The organism is Micromonospora sp. NPDC002575 (genome assembly GCF_042889525.1).
GTDB lineage: Bacteria > Actinomycetota > Actinomycetes > Mycobacteriales > Micromonosporaceae > Micromonospora > Micromonospora carbonacea.
Map to the genome: position 1 here is coordinate 429,489 of NZ_JBIARA010000003.1, position 16,878 is coordinate 446,366.

2 protein-coding genes are annotated in these 16,878 nt (G+C 78.8%); both read left to right on the forward strand.

Annotated elements, in window-relative coordinates:
- Positions 1–176 precede the first annotated feature (176 nt).
- Positions 177–15,236, forward strand: coding sequence for an SDR family NAD(P)-dependent oxidoreductase (locus tag ACFYWL_RS07590; RefSeq protein ID WP_386968732.1), 15,060 nt, complete (start codon positions 177–179; stop codon positions 15,234–15,236).
- Between the two features lie 35 nt (positions 15,237–15,271).
- Positions 15,272–16,864: a bifunctional 3-(3-hydroxy-phenyl)propionate/3-hydroxycinnamic acid hydroxylase gene (locus tag ACFYWL_RS07595; protein WP_386968734.1), complete on the forward strand. Its 1,593-nt coding sequence runs from the start codon at positions 15,272–15,274 to the stop codon at positions 16,862–16,864.
- The last annotated feature ends 14 nt before the right edge of the window (positions 16,865–16,878 follow it).

The following is a 16,878-nucleotide window of genomic DNA, read 5'->3' on the forward strand; positions in this document are numbered from 1 at the left end:
GCCCCATCATCCCCTCCACCGCAGGTCGCGCCGGTCGATCGGCGGCCGGAACTGGGGACGGGTTAGGGGTGCGACAGGGGTAGGTCGCCGCCACGGCGCTGGGAAGACTTGTGCCGTTACGGCGAGCGAGGTCTACGCCGCGGATGGGGAGTCTCGCCGAGCGGACGGATGGTGACATGCTTCGGAGCGACCTGGTCCAGCCGTTGCCCGGTCTGCTGAGGGCGCACGCGGAGGAGTTCGGGGACCGGGTCGCGTTCCGCGACGACCGCCGCGCCGTCCGGTACGCCGAGCTGGCGGCGCGTACCGCCCGGTTGGCGGGGCACCTGGCGGCGGCCGGCGTCGGCCGGGGCGAGCGGGTGGCGTTCTGCCTGGGCAACCGGGTGGAGACGGTCGAGACGTGGCTGGCGGTCACCCGGGCCGCCGCGGTCGGCGTGCCGCTGAACCCGCGCTGCACCGACGCGGAGCTGGCCCATCTGCTGGACGACTCCGGCGCGGTGCTGGTCGTCACCGACCCGGAGCACCTGGACCAGCTGTTGCGGCTGCGCGCCGACCGCCCCGCCCTGCGCCTCTGGGTCACCGGCGACGGCGCGACCGGCGACGGCGCGACCGGCGACGGCGCGGTCCCCGACGGCGTGGCCGCCTGGGGCGAGCTGGTCGACACCGACCCGGGTGTGGCGGCCCGCGACGACCTGGGCCTCGACGAGGTCGCCTGGATGCTCTACACCTCGGGCACGACGGGCCGGCCCAAGGGCGTGCTCTCCACCCAGCGCACCTGCCTGTGGTCGGTCGCGTCCTGCTATGTGCCGATTCCCGGCCTCACCGGCGACGACCGGGTCGTGTGGCCGCTGCCGCTGTTCCACAGCCTGTCCCACATCGGCTGCGTGCTCAGCGTCACCGCCGTCGGCGCGAGCGCCCGCCTCGTCGACGGCTTCTCCGCCGACGACGTGCTGGCCGCCGTCGCCGAGGACTCCGCGACGGTGCTGGCCGGGGTGCCGGCCATGTACCACCACCTGGTCGCCGCCGCCCGCAGCTCCGGCTTCCGCGCCCCCGATCTGCGGGTGTGCCTGGTCGGCGGGGCGATCACCACGGGGGCGCTGCGCCGGGCGTTCGAGGAGGTCTTCGCCGCGCCGCTGCTCGACGCGTACGGCAGCACCGAGACCTGCGGCTCGATCGCGATCACCCGGCCGGACCGGCCCCGGGTCGAGGGCTCCTGCGGGCAGCCCGTGCCCGGCGTCGAGGTGCGCCTGGTCAGCCCGCAGACCGGGGTGGACGTCCCGGTCGGCGGCGAGGGCGAGGTGTGGGTGCGCAGCCCGAGCGTGATGCTCGGCTACCACGGCCTGCCGGAGGTGACCGCCGCCGCGCTGCGCGACGGCTGGTACCGCACCGGGGACCTGGCCCGCCGCGACGCCGACGGCAACCTCTTCGTCACCGGCCGGCACCAGGAGCTGATCATCCGGGGCGGGGAGAAGATCCACCCGGCCGAGGTGGAGGAGGCGCTGCGGTCGGTGCCCGGCGTCGCCGACGTGGCGGTCACCGGCCGGCCGCACGAGGTGCTCGGCGAGGTGCCGGTGGCGTTCGTCGTCCCCGGCCCGGACGGGTTCGACCCCGCCGAGGCGTACGCGGCCTGCCGGGAGCGGCTGTCCTACCACAAGGTCCCCGACGCGCTGTACGAGATCGGCCAGGTGCCCCGCACCGCGTCCGGCAAGGTCACCCGCCGGCTGCTGCTGGAGCGGCCGGCCCGGCTGCGCGCGGTCAACGGCGGCCACCACGAGACGCTGAGCCGGGTCACCTGGCAGCCGCTGGACCTGGCCGCCGCCGGGCCCGCTGCCGAGCCCGCCCCGCAGCCGCGCCGCTGGGCGGTCGTCGGGCCGGGCGGCGGAGAACTGGTCGAGGCGCTGGCCGTGGCGTCGGCGGGCGACGTGTTCCGGGCGTACCCGGATCTCGCCGCCCTGGGCGACGACCCGGACGCGCCCGACGTGGCGCTGCTGCCGGCCGGCGTCGCCGACGCGCCGGACCTACCCGGCCGGCTGGGCGACCTGCTCGCCGACGCCCGGTACGCCGGCACCCGGCTGGCGGTGCTGACCACCGGCGCCGTCGACGCGTCCACCGTGGACTGCCCCGACGACCCCGACTTGGTGCCGGCGGCCGTGGCGGCGTGGGCGTGGGGGCGCTGCCTGCGCGCCGCGTACCCGGATCGGGTCGTGCTGGTCGACCGGGACGCCGACGACCTGTCGCTGGCCCTGGTGCCGGCCGCCGTGGCCGCCGGTGTCGCGCAGGTCGCGCTGCGCGCGGGCGCGGCCCGGCAGCCGGCCCTCGCGCCGCCCCCCGCCCGCGCGCCCCGGCGGCCGGCGACGGTGGTCGACCCGGCCGCCCCGGCGGTGGTGACCGGGGTCGACGGGCCGACCGGCGCGGCGCTGGCCCGGCACCTGACCGCCGCGCACGGCGTCCGCCGGCTGCGGCTGGCGCACGCCGGCCCGCCCGACGACGCCCTGCGGCGGCTCGTCGCGGACCTGGCCGACGCGGGCGCGACGGTCGCCCCGCTGACCGGCGACCCCGACGCGACGCCGGGCCCACCGGACCCCGACACCGCCCTCGCCGACACCGCGTTCGCCGAGGCCGACGCCGACGCCGCGTCCGCCGGCGGGCCGGTCGGCGCGGTCTTCCTCTGCCCGTCCGCCGCCGACCTCGCCGACGACGCCGCCGTCGCGGCCCTGCTGGCCCTCGCCGGGGCGCTCGACGCCCGGACCCGGCACGCCGCCGCCACGGCGTTCACCGTCGCCGTCCCGGCGGCCCTGCTGCTCGGCGCGGCCGGTCGGGAGCGGGCGGCGGCGGCCGTCGCGGCCCTGCACGCCCTCGTCGCCCGCCGCCGCGCGGCGGGCCTGCCCGCCCGGCTGATCGGCACGACCGAGCCGGCCGCACCGGCGCAGCCGGCCGATTCCGCCGCACCGGCGCAGCCGACCGACGCCGCCGGCCGGCCGGCCGACCCCACCGCGCCGCCGCACGCGGCCCACGCCGCCGCCCCGGCGGGCGGGACCGCCGTCGACCTGGCCGCCTTCGACGTCGCCCACGACGGCGACGACCTCCTGCTGCTCGCCGTGCCGGCCGACGCGACCCATCCGGCCTGGCGGCCCCCCGCCCGCGCGGCGGGCGACGCCGGCGACGCGGCCGACGCCGCCGAGCTGCGCCGCCGGCTGGCCGGCCTGACCACCGCCGAGGGCGACCGGCTCCTGCTCGACCTGGTCCGCGCCGCCACCGCCGCCGTCGCCGGCCTGCCCGGCCCGGCCGCCGTCCGCCCCGGCCGCGCGTTCAAGGAGCTGGGCTTCACCTCCGTCGGCGCGGTCGCCCTGCGCGACCGGCTGGCCCGGGCCACCGGGGTACGGCTGTCCGCCACGGCCGCGTTCGACCATCCGAGCCCGGACGCCCTCGCCCGGCACGTCGCCGCCCGGCTGCGCGGCGGCCCCGGCGTCCCCGCCGCCCAGGCCGGGCCCGCTGCCACGCCCGACGCCGACGATCCCGTGGTCGTCGTCGCCATGGCCTGCCGGCTGCCCGGCGGCGTCGGCTCCCCGCAGGAGCTGTGGGACCTGGTCACCGAGGGCCGGGAGGGGCTCACCCCGTTCCCCACCGACCGGGGCTGGGACCTGGCGCACCTGTTCTCCGACGACCCCGACGCCCCCGGCACCTCGTACGTGCGCGTCGGCGGGTTCCTGCCCGACGCGGCCGACTTCGACGCCGCCCTGTTCTCGATCAGCCCCCGCGAGGCCCTGGCCATGGACCCGCAGCAGCGGCTGCTGCTGGAGACCTCCTGGGAGCTGTTCGAGCGCGCCGGCATCGACCCCACCTCGCTGCGGGGCAGCGCCACCGGCGTCTTCACCGGCGTCATGCACCACGACTACGCCGCCAACCTGCGCCAGGCCCCGCCCGGCACCGAGGGCTACCTGGGCGTCGGCACCGCCGGCAGCGTCGTCTCCGGGCGCGTCGCGTACGCGCTGGGGCTGGAGGGGCCGGCGGTCACCGTGGACACGGCCTGCTCGTCGTCGCTGGTGTCGCTGCACCTGGCCGCCCAGGCGCTGCGCGCCGGGGACTGCGACCTCGCGGTGGCCGGCGGCGTCGCGGTGATGGGCACCCCGCAGGCGTTCGTCGAGTTCAGCCGGCAGCGCGGGCTCGCCCCCGACGGCCGGTGCAAGGCGTTCGCCGACGCCGCCGACGGCACCGGCTGGTCCGAGGGCGTCGCCGTGCTGCTGCTGGAACGCCGCTCCGCCGCCCGCCGCAACGGCCACCCGGTGCTCGCCGTGCTGCGCGGCAGCGCCGTCAACTCCGACGGGGCGTCCAACGGGCTGACCGCCCCCAACGGCCCCGCCCAGGAGCGGGTCATCCGGCGGGCCCTGGCCAACGCCGGGCTCACCGGAGCCGACGTGGACGCCGTGGAGGCGCACGGCACCGGCACCCGGCTCGGCGACCCGATCGAGGCGCAGGCGCTGCTGGCCACGTACGGGGCGGGGCGCGGCGACGCCGAGCCGCTGTGGCTGGGCTCGCTGAAGTCGAACCTCGGCCACACCCAGGCCGCCGCCGGCGCCGCCGGGGTGATCAAGATGGTGCTGGCGCTGCGGCACGGCACGCTGCCGGCGACCCTGCACGTGGACGCCCCGACGTCCGAGGTGGACTGGGCCGGCGGCGCGGTGGAGCTGCTCACGGAGGCGCGCCCGTGGCCGGCGGTGGACCGGCCGAGGCGGGCGGCGGTCTCGTCGTTCGGCATCAGCGGCACCAACGCCCACGTGATCATCGAGGCGCCCCCCGCCGCCGACGAGGAGACCGAGGCCGTCGACCCCGGGCCCTTCACCGGCACCGCCTACCGTGCGCCGGTGCCGTGGCCGCTGTCCGCCGCCACCGGCGAGGCGCTGCGCGACCAGGCGGCCCGCCTGCTCGCCTGGCTCGACGGCCCCGGCGCGGACGCCGACCCGGCCGACGTCGGGCACGCCCTGGCCACCACCCGCGCCGCCCTGGAACACCGGGCCGTGGTGCTGGCCGGCGACCCGGCCGCCGCCCGCGCCGGGCTGACCGCGCTGACCCGGGGCGAGACGGAACCCGACGCCGCCGCCGTGCTCACCGGCCGGGTCGCCGACGGCCGGCTCGGCCTGCTCTTCGGCGGGCAGGGCGGCCAGCGCCCCGGGATGGGCCGCGGGCTGCGGGCCGCGTACCCGGTCTTCGCCGAGGCGTTCGACGCCGCCTGCGCCGAGCTGGACCGCTGCCTCGCCGGGCACGCCCCGCACCCCGTCGCCGACGTGGTCGCCGCCGCCGACGGCACCGACCTCGCCGCCCGGCTCGACGACACCCTCTACACCCAGCCGGCCCTGTTCGCCTTCGAGGTGGCCCTCCACCGGCTGCTGGAGTCCTGGGGCGTCCGCCCCGACGCGCTGCTCGGCCACTCCGTCGGCGAGCTGGCCGCCGCGCACGTCGCCGGGGTGTTCTCCCTCGCCGACGCGGCGGCGCTGGTGGCCGCCCGCGCCCGGCTGATGCAGCAGCTCCCCGACGGCGGCGCGATGGTCGCCGTGGAGGCCGACGAGGCGGAGGTGGCCGCCCACCTCACCGACCGGGTGGGGCTCGCCGCCGTCAACGGGCCGCGAAGCGTCGTCCTCTCCGGCGACACCGACGCGGTGCTGGCCGTCGCCGCCACCCTGCGCGCCGCCGGCCGGCGCACCAGCCGGCTGCGGGTGTCGCACGCGTTTCACTCGCCGCGCATGGAACCGATGCTCGACGCGTTCCGCGCCGTGGCCGCCAACCTCACCTACCGCACCCCGCACCTGCCCGTGGTGTCCAACGTGACCGGCCGGCCGGTCGACCCGGCCCGGCTCTGCTCGCCGGAGCACTGGGTGGACCACGTGCGCGGCACCGTCCGCTTCCTCGACGGGGTGCGCGCCCTGCGCGGGCTGGGGGTCACCACGTTCCTGGAGGTCGGCCCCGGCGGGGTGCTCACCGCGATGGCCCAGGACTGCCTCGCCGACGACACCGCCGACGAGCTGGCCTTCGTGCCCGCCGTGCGGACCGTCGACGGCGAACCGGACGCGCTGGTCGCCGCCGTGGCCCGGCTGCACGTGCGCGGCGTCGCCGTGGACCCCGCCGCCCCCGCCGGCCCCGGCCCGCGCCGCCGGGTCGACCTGCCCACGTACGCGTTCCAGCGCCGGCACTACTGGCTGCCGTACTCGGCGATGGCCGGCGGGCCCGCCGACGTGGGGCTGGCCGACGCCGGGCACCCGCTGCTCGGCGCGGTGCTGCCCGTCGCCGGCACCGGCCAGGTGATCTGCACCGGCCGGGTCGCCGCCGCCACCCACCCCTGGCTGGTCGCGCCCGACGCCGACGGGCCGGCGCTGCTGCCCGCCACCGCCCTGCTCGACCTGTTCGCCCACCTCGGCGTGCTGCTCGACCTGCCCACCGTCGAGCGGCTGCGCGTCCCCGCGCCGGTGCCGCTGCCCGCCGGCCTCTCCGTCGACGTGCAGGTCACCGTCGACGCGCCCGACGGGCACCCGCGCCGGGTGGCCCGCTGCCACGTGCGGGCCGCCGACGGCCAGCCGTGGCGGGAGGTCGCCGAGGCCGTCCTCGCCCCCGCCGACCACCAGGCCGGACCGGCAGCCGCCGGGTCCGTGTGGCCGCCCGCCGGGGCCCGGCCCGTCGACCTGGACACGCCGCAGCGGCGGGCGCTCGCCGGCGAGCTGGCCCGGGCCGCCTGGGTCGCGGGGGACCGGCTCTGCGTCGACGTACGCCTGCCGGAGGACGCCCGGGACGCCGACGCCGAGCGGTACGCGGTGCACCCGCTGGTGCTGGACGCGGCCCTGCGCCTGCTCCCGCTCGCCGGCTTCGCCCCCGCCGCCGGGGTGGCCCGGCCGACCGCGACCGACTGGGCGGGGGTGCGGGTGCACGCCACCGGCGCGCACGCCCTGCGGGTCGTCCTCGCCCCCGCCGGGGCGGACGCGGTCACCCTGTCCGCCGTCGACGACGCCGGTGCCCCCGTGCTCGACGTGGAGCGGGTGGTGCTGCGCGCCGTGGCCGGCCCGACCCCCGCCGACCCGGTGCCCGCCACCGCCCCCGCCGGCCTGTACGCCGTGGACTGGCTGCCTGCCGCCGCCCCGGCGACGCCGGTGCCGGCCTGGGCGCTCGCCGACGGCGCGCCGCCGGACGGCCCGCTGCCGCCGCTGCTGGTGCTGCGGGTCGGCGACGGCGACCCGGCCGCGTCGGTGCCCGACCGGGCGCACGCCGTCGGCCTGGACACCCTCGGCGTGCTCCAGCGCTGGCTGGCCGACCCCCGCGCCGAGGGCACCCGGCTCGCCGTGGCCGTCCGCGACGGCGACCCCGCGCACGCGACCGTCGCCGGGCTGGTCCGCGTCGCCCAGGCCGAGCACCCCGACCGGTTCCTGCTGCTGCGCCTCGACGCGGCCGACGACGCGGAGATCCGCACGGCCCTGGCCGCCGGCCCCGACGAGCCGGAGGTCGCCGTCCGCGACGGCCGGGCCCTGCTGCCCCGGCTGCGCCCCGCCGAGCCCCCCGCCGCCGGCCCGCCGGCACCGACCCCGACCGGCGGCACGCTCGCGCCCGCCGCCGCACCGGCGCCGACCGCCGCCGGCTCCCTGCCGCCCGGCCCGGCCGCCGCCGGGCCGCTGCCGGCGCTGGCCGGCGGGACCGTCCTCGTCACCGGCGGCACCGGCGGAATCGGCCGGCACGTCGCCACCCACCTCGCCACCGTCCACGGCGTCGCCGAGCTGGTGCTGGTCAGCCGCACCGGCCGGCACGCCGACTGGATGGACGCGCTCACCGCCGCCGGGACGACCGTGCGGGTCGCCGCCGCCGACGTCGCCGACCGGGCCGCCCTCGACGCGGTCCTCGCCCCGCTCGCCGGCCGGCTCACCGCCGTCGTGCACGCCGCCGGTGCCACCGACGACGCCCTCCTCACCGGCCTCGACGCCGCCCGCTGGGAGCGGACCCTGCGGTCCAAGGTGCACGGCGCGTGGCACCTGCACGAGCTGACCGCCGGCCTCGACCTGGCCGCGTTCGTGCTGTTCTCCTCCGCCTCGGCCGTGTTCGGCAGCCCCGGGCAGGGCAACTACGCCGCCGGCAACGCCTTCCTCGACGCCCTCGCCGCGCACCGCCGCGCCCACGGCCTGCGCGCCACCGCCCTCGCCTGGGGCCTGTGGGCCACGCCGGACGGGATGGCCGGCGCGCTCACCGCCGCCGACCTGGCCCGCCTCGCCCGGGGCGGCACCCGCCCCCTGGACACCGCCGCCGGCCTGGCCCTGTTCGACGCCGCCCTGCACGCCGACCGGCCCGCGCTGGTGCCGATCGGCCTGGACCTGGCCGCCGTCCGGGCCGCCGGGGAGGTGCCCGCCCTGCTGCGGGCGCTGCTGCCCCCGCCGCCGCGCCGGGCCGTCAACGCCGACCCCGCGCCCGCGTCCGCCGCCGGGTTCGCCGACCGGTTCGCCGGCCGCACCGAACCCGAACGCGCCGCCGCGCTGCTCGACCTGGTGCGCGCCCGGTGCGCCACCGTCGTCGGGCACGCCGGCGGCGACCAGATCGAGCCGCGCCGCCCGTTCAAGGACCTCGGCTTCGACTCGCTGATGGCCGTGGAGCTGAGCAACCGGCTCTCCGCCGCCACCGGCGTCCGGCTCGCCCCGCACGCCGTGTTCAACCACCCCACCCCGGAACTGCTCGCCGCGCACCTGCACGCCCGGCTGCTCGGCACCACCGCCGCCGAGGTCACCGACGCCACCACCGTCGCCGCCGACGAACCCGTCGCCGTCGTCGCCATGGCCTGCCGGTTCCCCGGCGGCATCGGCTCACCCGAGCACCTGTGGCGGCTGCTCGACGACGGCGACGACGTCATCGGCGACCTGCCCACCGACCGGGGCTGGCCCGACCTGTACGACCCGGTCCCCGGCGCCCCCGGCCGCACCTACGTGCGCTCCGGCGGGTTCCTCGCCGGCATCGCCGACTTCGACGCCGCGTTCTTCGGCATCAGCCCCCGCGAGGCCCTGGCCATGGACCCGCAGCACCGGCTGCTGCTGGAGACCTCCTGGGAGGCCCTGGAACGCGCCGGCATCGACCCGGGCGCCCTGCGCGGCAGCCGCACCGGCGTGTTCGCCGGCACCCACGGCCAGGACTACGGCGAGATGATCGCCCCCGGCGTCGCCTCCGACGACGGGGAGACCACCGCCGACGAGGGGCACCTGCTCACCGGCACCGCCGGCAGCGTCCTGTCCGGCCGGGTCGCGTACGCCCTCGGGCTGGAGGGGCCCGCCGTCACCGTCGACACCGCCTGCTCGGCGTCGCTGGTCGCGCTGCACCTGGCCGCGCAGGCGCTGCGCGCCGGCGACTGCGACCTGGCCCTGGCCGGCGGCGTGTCGGTGCTGTCCAGCCCCGCCGGGCTCACCGGGTTCAGCCGCCAGCGCGGCCTCGCCGCCGACGGCCGGTGCAAGGCGTTCGCCGAGGACGCCGACGGGTTCGGCATGTCCGAGGGCGTCGGTGTGCTCGTCGTCGAACGCCTCTCCGACGCCCGCCGCCGCGGCCACCCCGTCCTCGCGCTGATCCGGGGCAGCGCAGTCAACCAGGACGGGGCGTCCAACGGGCTGACCGCCCCCAACGGGCCCTCCCAGGAGCGGGTCATCCGGGCCGCGCTGGCCGCCGCCGGCCTCACGCCCGCCGACGTCGACGCCGTCGAGGCGCACGGCACCGGCACCCCGCTGGGCGACCCGATCGAGGCCGAGGCGATCCTCGCCACCTACGGCCAGCGTCCCGCCGACGCCCCGCCGCTGCTGCTCGGCTCCGTCAAGTCCAACCTCGGGCACACCCAGGCCGCAGCCGGCGTCGCCGGGGTGCTGAAGATGGTCCTCGCCATGCGGCACGGCGTCCTGCCCCGCACCCTGCACGCCCAGCGGCGCACCACCCGCGTCGACTGGGCCGCCGGCTCCGTGGAGCTGCTCACCGACGCCCGCCCGTGGCCGCGCGCCGACCGGCCCGCCCGCGCCGGGATCTCCTCGTTCGGCATCAGCGGCACCAACGCCCACGTCGTCGTCGAGGCGGTCCCCGAACCGGAGCCGGTCGCCGCCCCGCCCGCCGACCCCGCCGCCCTGCCGTGGCTGCTGTCCGCGCGTACCCCCGAGGCGCTGGCCGGGCAGGCCCGCCGGCTGCGCGACCACCTCGCCGAGCACCCCGGCCAGCCGCCCCGCGACGTGGCCTGGTCGCTGGCCAGCACCCGGGCCGCGTTCGACTCCCGGGCCGTGGTCGTCGCCGCCGAACCCGACCGGGTCGCCGCCGCCCTCGACGCGCTCGCCGCCGGCCGCCCCGACCCCGACCTGGTACGCGGCGACGCCACCGCCGCCGGGAAGACCGTGTTCGTCTTCCCCGGCCAGGGCTCCCAGTGGCCCGGCATGGGCCTCGACCTGCTCGACCAGGCGCCCGTGTTCGCCGAGCGGATGGCCGCCTGCGACGCGGCCCTGCGCCCCCACCTGGGCTTCTCGGTGCTCGACGTGCTGCGTCAGGCCCCCGACGCGCCGAGCCTCGACCGGGTCGACGTGGTGCAGCCGGCCCTGTTCGCGACGATGGTGTCGCTGGCCGAGCTGTGGCGCTCCCACGGCGTGCGGCCCGCCGCCGTCGTCGGCCACTCGCAGGGCGAGATCGCCGCCGCCTGCGTCGCCGGTGTGCTCTCCCTGCCCGACGCGGCGAAGGTGGTGGCGCTGCGCAGCCGCGCGATCCGGGCCCTGGCCGGGCACGGGGCGATGGCGTCCGTGGCGCTGCCCGCCGACGTGGTCCGCGAGCGCATCGCCCGCCACGGTGACGCCGTCGCCGTCGCCGCCGTCAACGGGCCCGCCGCCGTCGTCGTCTCCGGCGCGGAGGCCGCCGTCGAGGAGGTGCTCGCCGAGCTGGCCGCCGACGGGGCCCGGGTGCGCCGCATCGCCGTCGACTACGCCTCCCACTCCGCCCAGGTGGAACGGATCCGCGCCGACCTGGCCGGGGCGCTGGCCGGCATCAGCCCCGGCCCGGCCGCCGTGCCGCTGTTCTCCACCACCGACCTGCGCTGGCTCGACGGGCCGGAGATGGGCCCCGACTACTGGTACCGCAACCTGCGCCAGCCCGTCGAGCTGCACCGGGCCGTGGCGGAGCTGGCCGCGCTCGGCCACGACACGTACGTCGAGTGCAGCCCTCACCCGGTGCTCACCGTCGGCATCGCCGAAACCCTCGCCGAGCACGACGCCCCGCACGTCGTCGTCGGCTCCGTGCAACGCGACCAGGGCGACCGCGCCCGGTTCCTGCTCTCCGCCGCCCAGCTCCACGTGCGCGGCGTCGCCGTCGACTGGCAGCCGGCCCTGGCCGGCGGCCGGCGCGTCGACCTGCCCACCTACGCGTTCGCCCACCGCCGCTACTGGCCCCGGCCGGCCACCGGCCCCGGCGACGTCGGCGCGGCCGGCCTCGACGCCGCCGGGCACCCGCTGCTCGGCGCGTCCGTGGCGCTGGCCGAGGCCCGCGGGCACCTGTTCACCGGCCGGCTCGCCGCCGGGGCCCCCGAGTGGCTCGCCGACCACCGGGTCGGCGAGACGGTGCTGGTGCCCGGCACCGGCCTCGTCGAGCTGTGCCTGCGGGCCGGCGACGAGGTCGGCTGCCCCGTCCTCGACGAGCTGGTCATCGAGGCCCCGCTCGCCCTGCCCACCGACGCCGCAGAGGGCCCCGCCGTTGGCGGCCCGGCGTCCGGTCGCGCCGCCGTCCAGGTGCAGCTCACCGTCGGCCCGGCCGACGACACCGGCCGCCGCCCCGTCGCCGTGCACTCCCGCCCCGCCGACGCCCCGCCCGGCGCCCCGTGGACGCGGCACGCCAGCGCGACCCTCTCCGCCGCCCCGCCCGCCCCGCCCGCCGGCCTCACCGCCTGGCCGCCGCCGCACGCCCGCCCCGCCGACCTCACCGGCTTCTACGCCGGGCTCGCCGCCGACGGCTACGCGTACGGGCCGGCGTTCCAGGGGCTGCGCGCCGTGTGGACCGGCGACGGCGAGGTGTACGCCGAGGTGGAGCTGCCCGCCGGGGAGCGCGCCGACGCCGACCGGTACGGCCTGCACCCCGCCCTGCTCGACGCCGCCCTGCACGCCGCGCACTTCGGCGGCATCGGCGACGCCGGCCCCGACCGGCTGCTGCTGCCGTTCGCCTGGAACGGCGTCGCCCTGCACGCCGCCGGCGCGTCCGCGCTGCGGGTCCGGCTCACCCGGGTCGCCCCGCACGCGATCGCGCTGACCGTCGCCGACGCCACCGGCGCGCCCGTGGCCGAGGTGGCGTCGCTGGCGATGCGCCCCATCTCCCGCGCCGAACTCGGCACCCGCGACACCGCCGTCGACGACGCGCTGTTCCGCCTCGACTGGCAGCCCGTGGCCGCGCCGGAGACCCCCGCCCCGGCCCGCGTCGTCGCGCTCGGCCGGGCCGTCGGCGCGTTCCCGCACCACACCGACCCGGCGGCGCTCGCCCGCGCCGTCGACGGCGGCGCGGCCCCGCCCGACGCCGTGCTCGCCCCGCTGGGCGGGGCCGGCGACTCCGCGACCGGCGGGCCGGAAACCGCCGGGGCGACCGTCGACCGGGCGCGCGCCGTCGCCGCCGAGGCGCTCGCCCTCGTCCAGGCGTGGCTGGCCGACCCCCGCTGGGCGGCCACCCCGCTGGTGCTGCTCACCCGGGGCGCGGTCGGCGTGCACAGCCCCGCCGAGGTCGACGACCCCGACGCCGCCACCGCCTGGGGACTGGTCCGCACCGCCCAGTCCGAGCACCCCGACCGGTTCGTCCTGCTCGACGCCGACACCCCGCCCACCGACGCCGAGCTGACCGCCGTCCTCGCCGCCGCAGAACCCCAGGTGGCGCTGCGCGCCGGCACCCCGTACGCCCCCCGGCTGGCCCGCCGCGTCGAGGCCGCGACGCTCACCCCGCCGGCCGGCGCGACCGCCTGGCGGCTCGACACCACGGCGCGCGGCAGCCTGGAGAACCTCACCCTCGCGCCCACCGACGCCGCCGACGCGCCCCTCGGCCCCCTCGACGTGCGGGTGCGGGTCCGCGCCGCCGGCCTCAACTTCCGCGACGTGCTCAACGCGCTCGGCCTCTACCCCGGCGACCCCGGGCCGCCCGGCGGCGAGGCGGCCGGCGTCGTCACCGAGGTCGGCGCGGACGTCACCGACCTGCGCCCCGGCGACCGGGTCCTCGGCGTCTTCGTCGGCTGCTTCGGCCCCGTCGCCGTCACCGACCGCCGGCTGCTCGCGCCGGTGCCCGACGGCTGGACGTACGCCCAGGCCGCCTCCGTGCCGGTGGTGTTCCTCACCGCCTACCACGGGCTGGTCAACCTGGCCGGGCTGCGGGCCGGCGAGTCCGTGCTGGTGCACGCCGCCGCCGGCGGCGTCGGCATGGCCGCCGTGCAACTCGCCCGCCACCTCGGCGCGCACGTCTACGCCACCGCCAGCCCCGGCAAGTGGCCCGCCCTGCGCGCGATGGGCATCCCCGACAGCCACCTCGCGTCGTCGCGCACCCTCGACTTCGAAACCCACTTCCTCGCCACCAGCGGCGGACGCGGCGTCGACGTCGTCCTCGACTCCCTCGCCCGGGAGTTCGTCGACGCCTCCCTGCGGCTGCTGCCCCGCGGCGGCCGGTTCGTCGAGATGGGCAAGACCGACCTGCGCGACCCCGACCGCGTCGCCGCCGACCACCCCGGCGTCGCCTACCAGGCGTACGACCTGACCACCGTCGACCCCGACGAGATCCAACGGATGCTCGTCGAGCTGATGGGCCTGTTCGCCGCCGGGAAGCTGACCCCGCTGCCGGTGCGCGCCTGGGACGTCCGGCAGGCCCCCGACGCCTTCCGCCACGTCCAGCAGGCCCGGCACGTCGGCAAGGTCGTGCTCACCGTGCCGGCCCCGTGGGACCCCGCCGGCACCGTCCTGCTCACCGGCGGCACCGGCCTGCTCGGCGGCCTCGTCGCCCGCCGCCTCGTCACCGGCCACGGCGTGCGGCACCTGCTGCTCGCCAGCCGGGGCGGCCCCGACGCGCCCGGCGTCGCCGAGCTGACCGCCGAGCTGACCGCCCTCGGTGCCACCGTCACCGTGGCCGCCGCCGACGTCGCCGACCGCGCCGCCGTGGCCCGGCTCGTCGCCGCCGTCCCCGCCGACCGTCCGCTCACCGCCGTCGTGCACCTCGCCGGGGTCCTCGACGACGGCGTGGTCACCGCGCTGACCCCCGACCGCCTCGACACCGTCTTCGCGCCCAAGGTGGACGCCGCCCGGCACCTCGACGAGGCCACCCGCCACCTCGACCTCGCCGGGTTCGTGCTGTTCTCCTCCGGCGCCGGGGTGTTCGGCGTGCCCGGCCAGGGCAACTACGCCGCCGCCAACGCCTACCTCGACGCCCTCGCCACCCGGCGGCGCGGCGCGGGCCTGCCCGCCCAGTCCTACGCCTGGGGCCTGTGGGAGCAGGCCAGCGCCATGACCGCGAAGCTGGACCGCGCCGACCCCCGGATCACCGCCCGCGACGGGCAGCTCGCCCTCGGCACCGACCTCGGCATGGCGCTGTTCGACGCCGCACTGGCCGCCCCCGAGGAACACCTCGTGCCCACCCGGGTCGACGTGGCCGCCCTCGCCGGCCGGGCCACCGTGCCCGCGCTGATGCGCGGACTCGTCCGGCGCGTCCGCCCCCGGGCCCGCGCCGAGGCCGCCACCGGCGGCCGGGACCTCGCCGGCCGGCTGCGCGCCCTCACCGCCGGCGAGCAGTCCGCCCTGCTGCTGGACCTGGTCCGCGCCGAGGCGGCCACCGTCCTCGGCCACGCCAGCCCCGACGCCGTCAAGCCCGCCCAGGCGTTCAACGAGATCGGCTTCGACTCGCTGACCGCCGTCGAGCTGCGCAACCGCCTCACCGAGGCCACCGGGCACCGGCTGCCCGCCACCGCGATCTTCGACTATCCGGACCCGACCGCGCTGGCCGGCTTCCTGCGCGCCCAGCTCGTGCCCGACGGCGGCCAGGCCGCGCCGGCCATCCTCGCCGAGCTGGAGAGCCTGGAACGGTCCCTGGCCGAGACGGTCGTCGAGGCGGAGCTGCACACCCAGGTCGCGGCCCGGCTGGAGGTGCTGGTCGCCAAGTGGCGCACCATGCGCGGCGCGTCCGCCACCGACCACGACCTGGACCTGGACCTCGACCAGGCCAGCGACGACGAGATCTTCAGCCTGATCGACACGGAACTCGGGCTGTGACGCCCGACCCGACGCGCGGACCCGGGGGGACGGCGATGACCGACGTACTGATCGTGGGCTACGGCCCGGTGGGCCAAGTGGCGGCGATCCTGCTCGCCCAGCGCGGCTTCACCGTGCAGGTGGTGGAGAAGTGGGCCACCCCGTACAGCATGCCCCGCGCCGTGTCCTACGACGGCGAGGCCAGCCGCATCCTCGCCGCCTGCGACCTCGGCGACACCCTCGACCCCGTGTGCGAGCTGTCCGGCGAGTACACCTGGAAGAACGGCTTCGGCCGCACCCTGCTGCACGTCAAGGTCGCCGAGGACGGCCCGACGGGCTGGCCCGACTCGATCTCCTTCTACCAGCCCGGCCTGGAGGCCGCCCTCGCCGCACGCGGCGCGGCCCTGCCCGGCGTGCGGGTCCTGCGCGGCGTCGAGGTGACCGACCTCGCCGATCACGGCGACCACGTCGAGGTGGCCGCCGTCGACGCCGACGGCACGCCCCGCGCCTTCACCGCCGACTGGGTGCTCGGCTGCGACGGCGCGAACAGCTTCGTCCGCCGCTGGCTCGGCGCGACCGTCACCGACCTCGGGTTCGGCTACGACTGGCTGGTCTGCGACGTCGTGCTCAACGAGCCCGTCGAGTTCAAGCCCAACAACCTCCAGATCTGCGACCCGGCCCGCCCCCGCACCGCCGTCTCCGCCGGCCCCGACCACCGGCGCTGGGAGTTCATGCGGGTGCCGGGGGAGACCCTGGAGGAGTTCCAGACCGAGGCCAGCGTGTGGCGGCTGCTCGGCCTGTTCGACATCACCCCCGCCACCGCCCGCCTCGACCGGTACGGCGTCTACACCACCCAGGCCTGCTACGCCGACACGTGGCGCTCCGGCCGGGTGTTCCTCGCCGGCGACGCCGCGCACGTCATGCCGCCCTTCCTCGGCCAGGGCATGAGCTCCGGCTTCCGCGACGTCATCAACCTGGCCTGGAAGCTCGACCTGGTGCGCCGGGGAATCGCCGACGCCGCCCTGCTCGACACGTACGAGGTGGAACGCAAGGCGCACGTGCAACACGCCATCCGGATGTCCATCGACTCCGGCAAGGTGATCTGCGAAACCGACCCGAAGCAGGCCGCCGGCCGCGACTCGGTGATGCTCGCCGCGCTGCGCCGCCGTACCCAAGCCAGGCACGCCCGGTCGCTGCGCGAGGCCATCGTCGACGGGGTGCTGCACCGCCGCCCCGACGGCGCGCCGGCCCCCCACGCCGGCGACCCCGCACCCCAGGGGCGGGTGGCCGTCGGCGGGCGCACCGGGCGCTTCGACGACGTCGTCGGCGGCGGCTTCGTGCTGATCACCCGCGCCGCCCCGGACGCCGACGGCGAACCGGCCGCCGCCCTCGACGCCGACGCCGTCGCGTTCCTCGACGCCCTCGGCGTCCGCCGGGTCACCGTCCGCCCCGCCGACGCCGACGCGGCCCCCACCGACGTGGTCGACCTCGACGGCGTCCACCTCACCTACCTGGCCGGCGCAAACGCCGACGCCGTGCTGGTCCGGCCCGACTTCTACGTCTTCGGCGTCGCCGCCGGCCCCACCGGCCTGGCCGCCCTGGTGGACGACCTGCGCCAGCAGGTCTCCGCCCGGGTGCCGCAACCCTGACCACCTGCTGCGCA

What these genes read in the sequence shown, in the direction of transcription:
- ACFYWL_RS07590 (WP_386968732.1), top strand. Translation starts at nt 177, where the DNA reads ATGCTTCGGAGCGACCTGGTCCAGCCGTTGCCCGGTCTGCTGAGGGCG.
- ACFYWL_RS07595 (WP_386968734.1), top strand. Translation starts at nt 15,272, where the DNA reads ATGACCGACGTACTGATCGTGGGCTACGGCCCGGTGGGCCAAGTGGCG.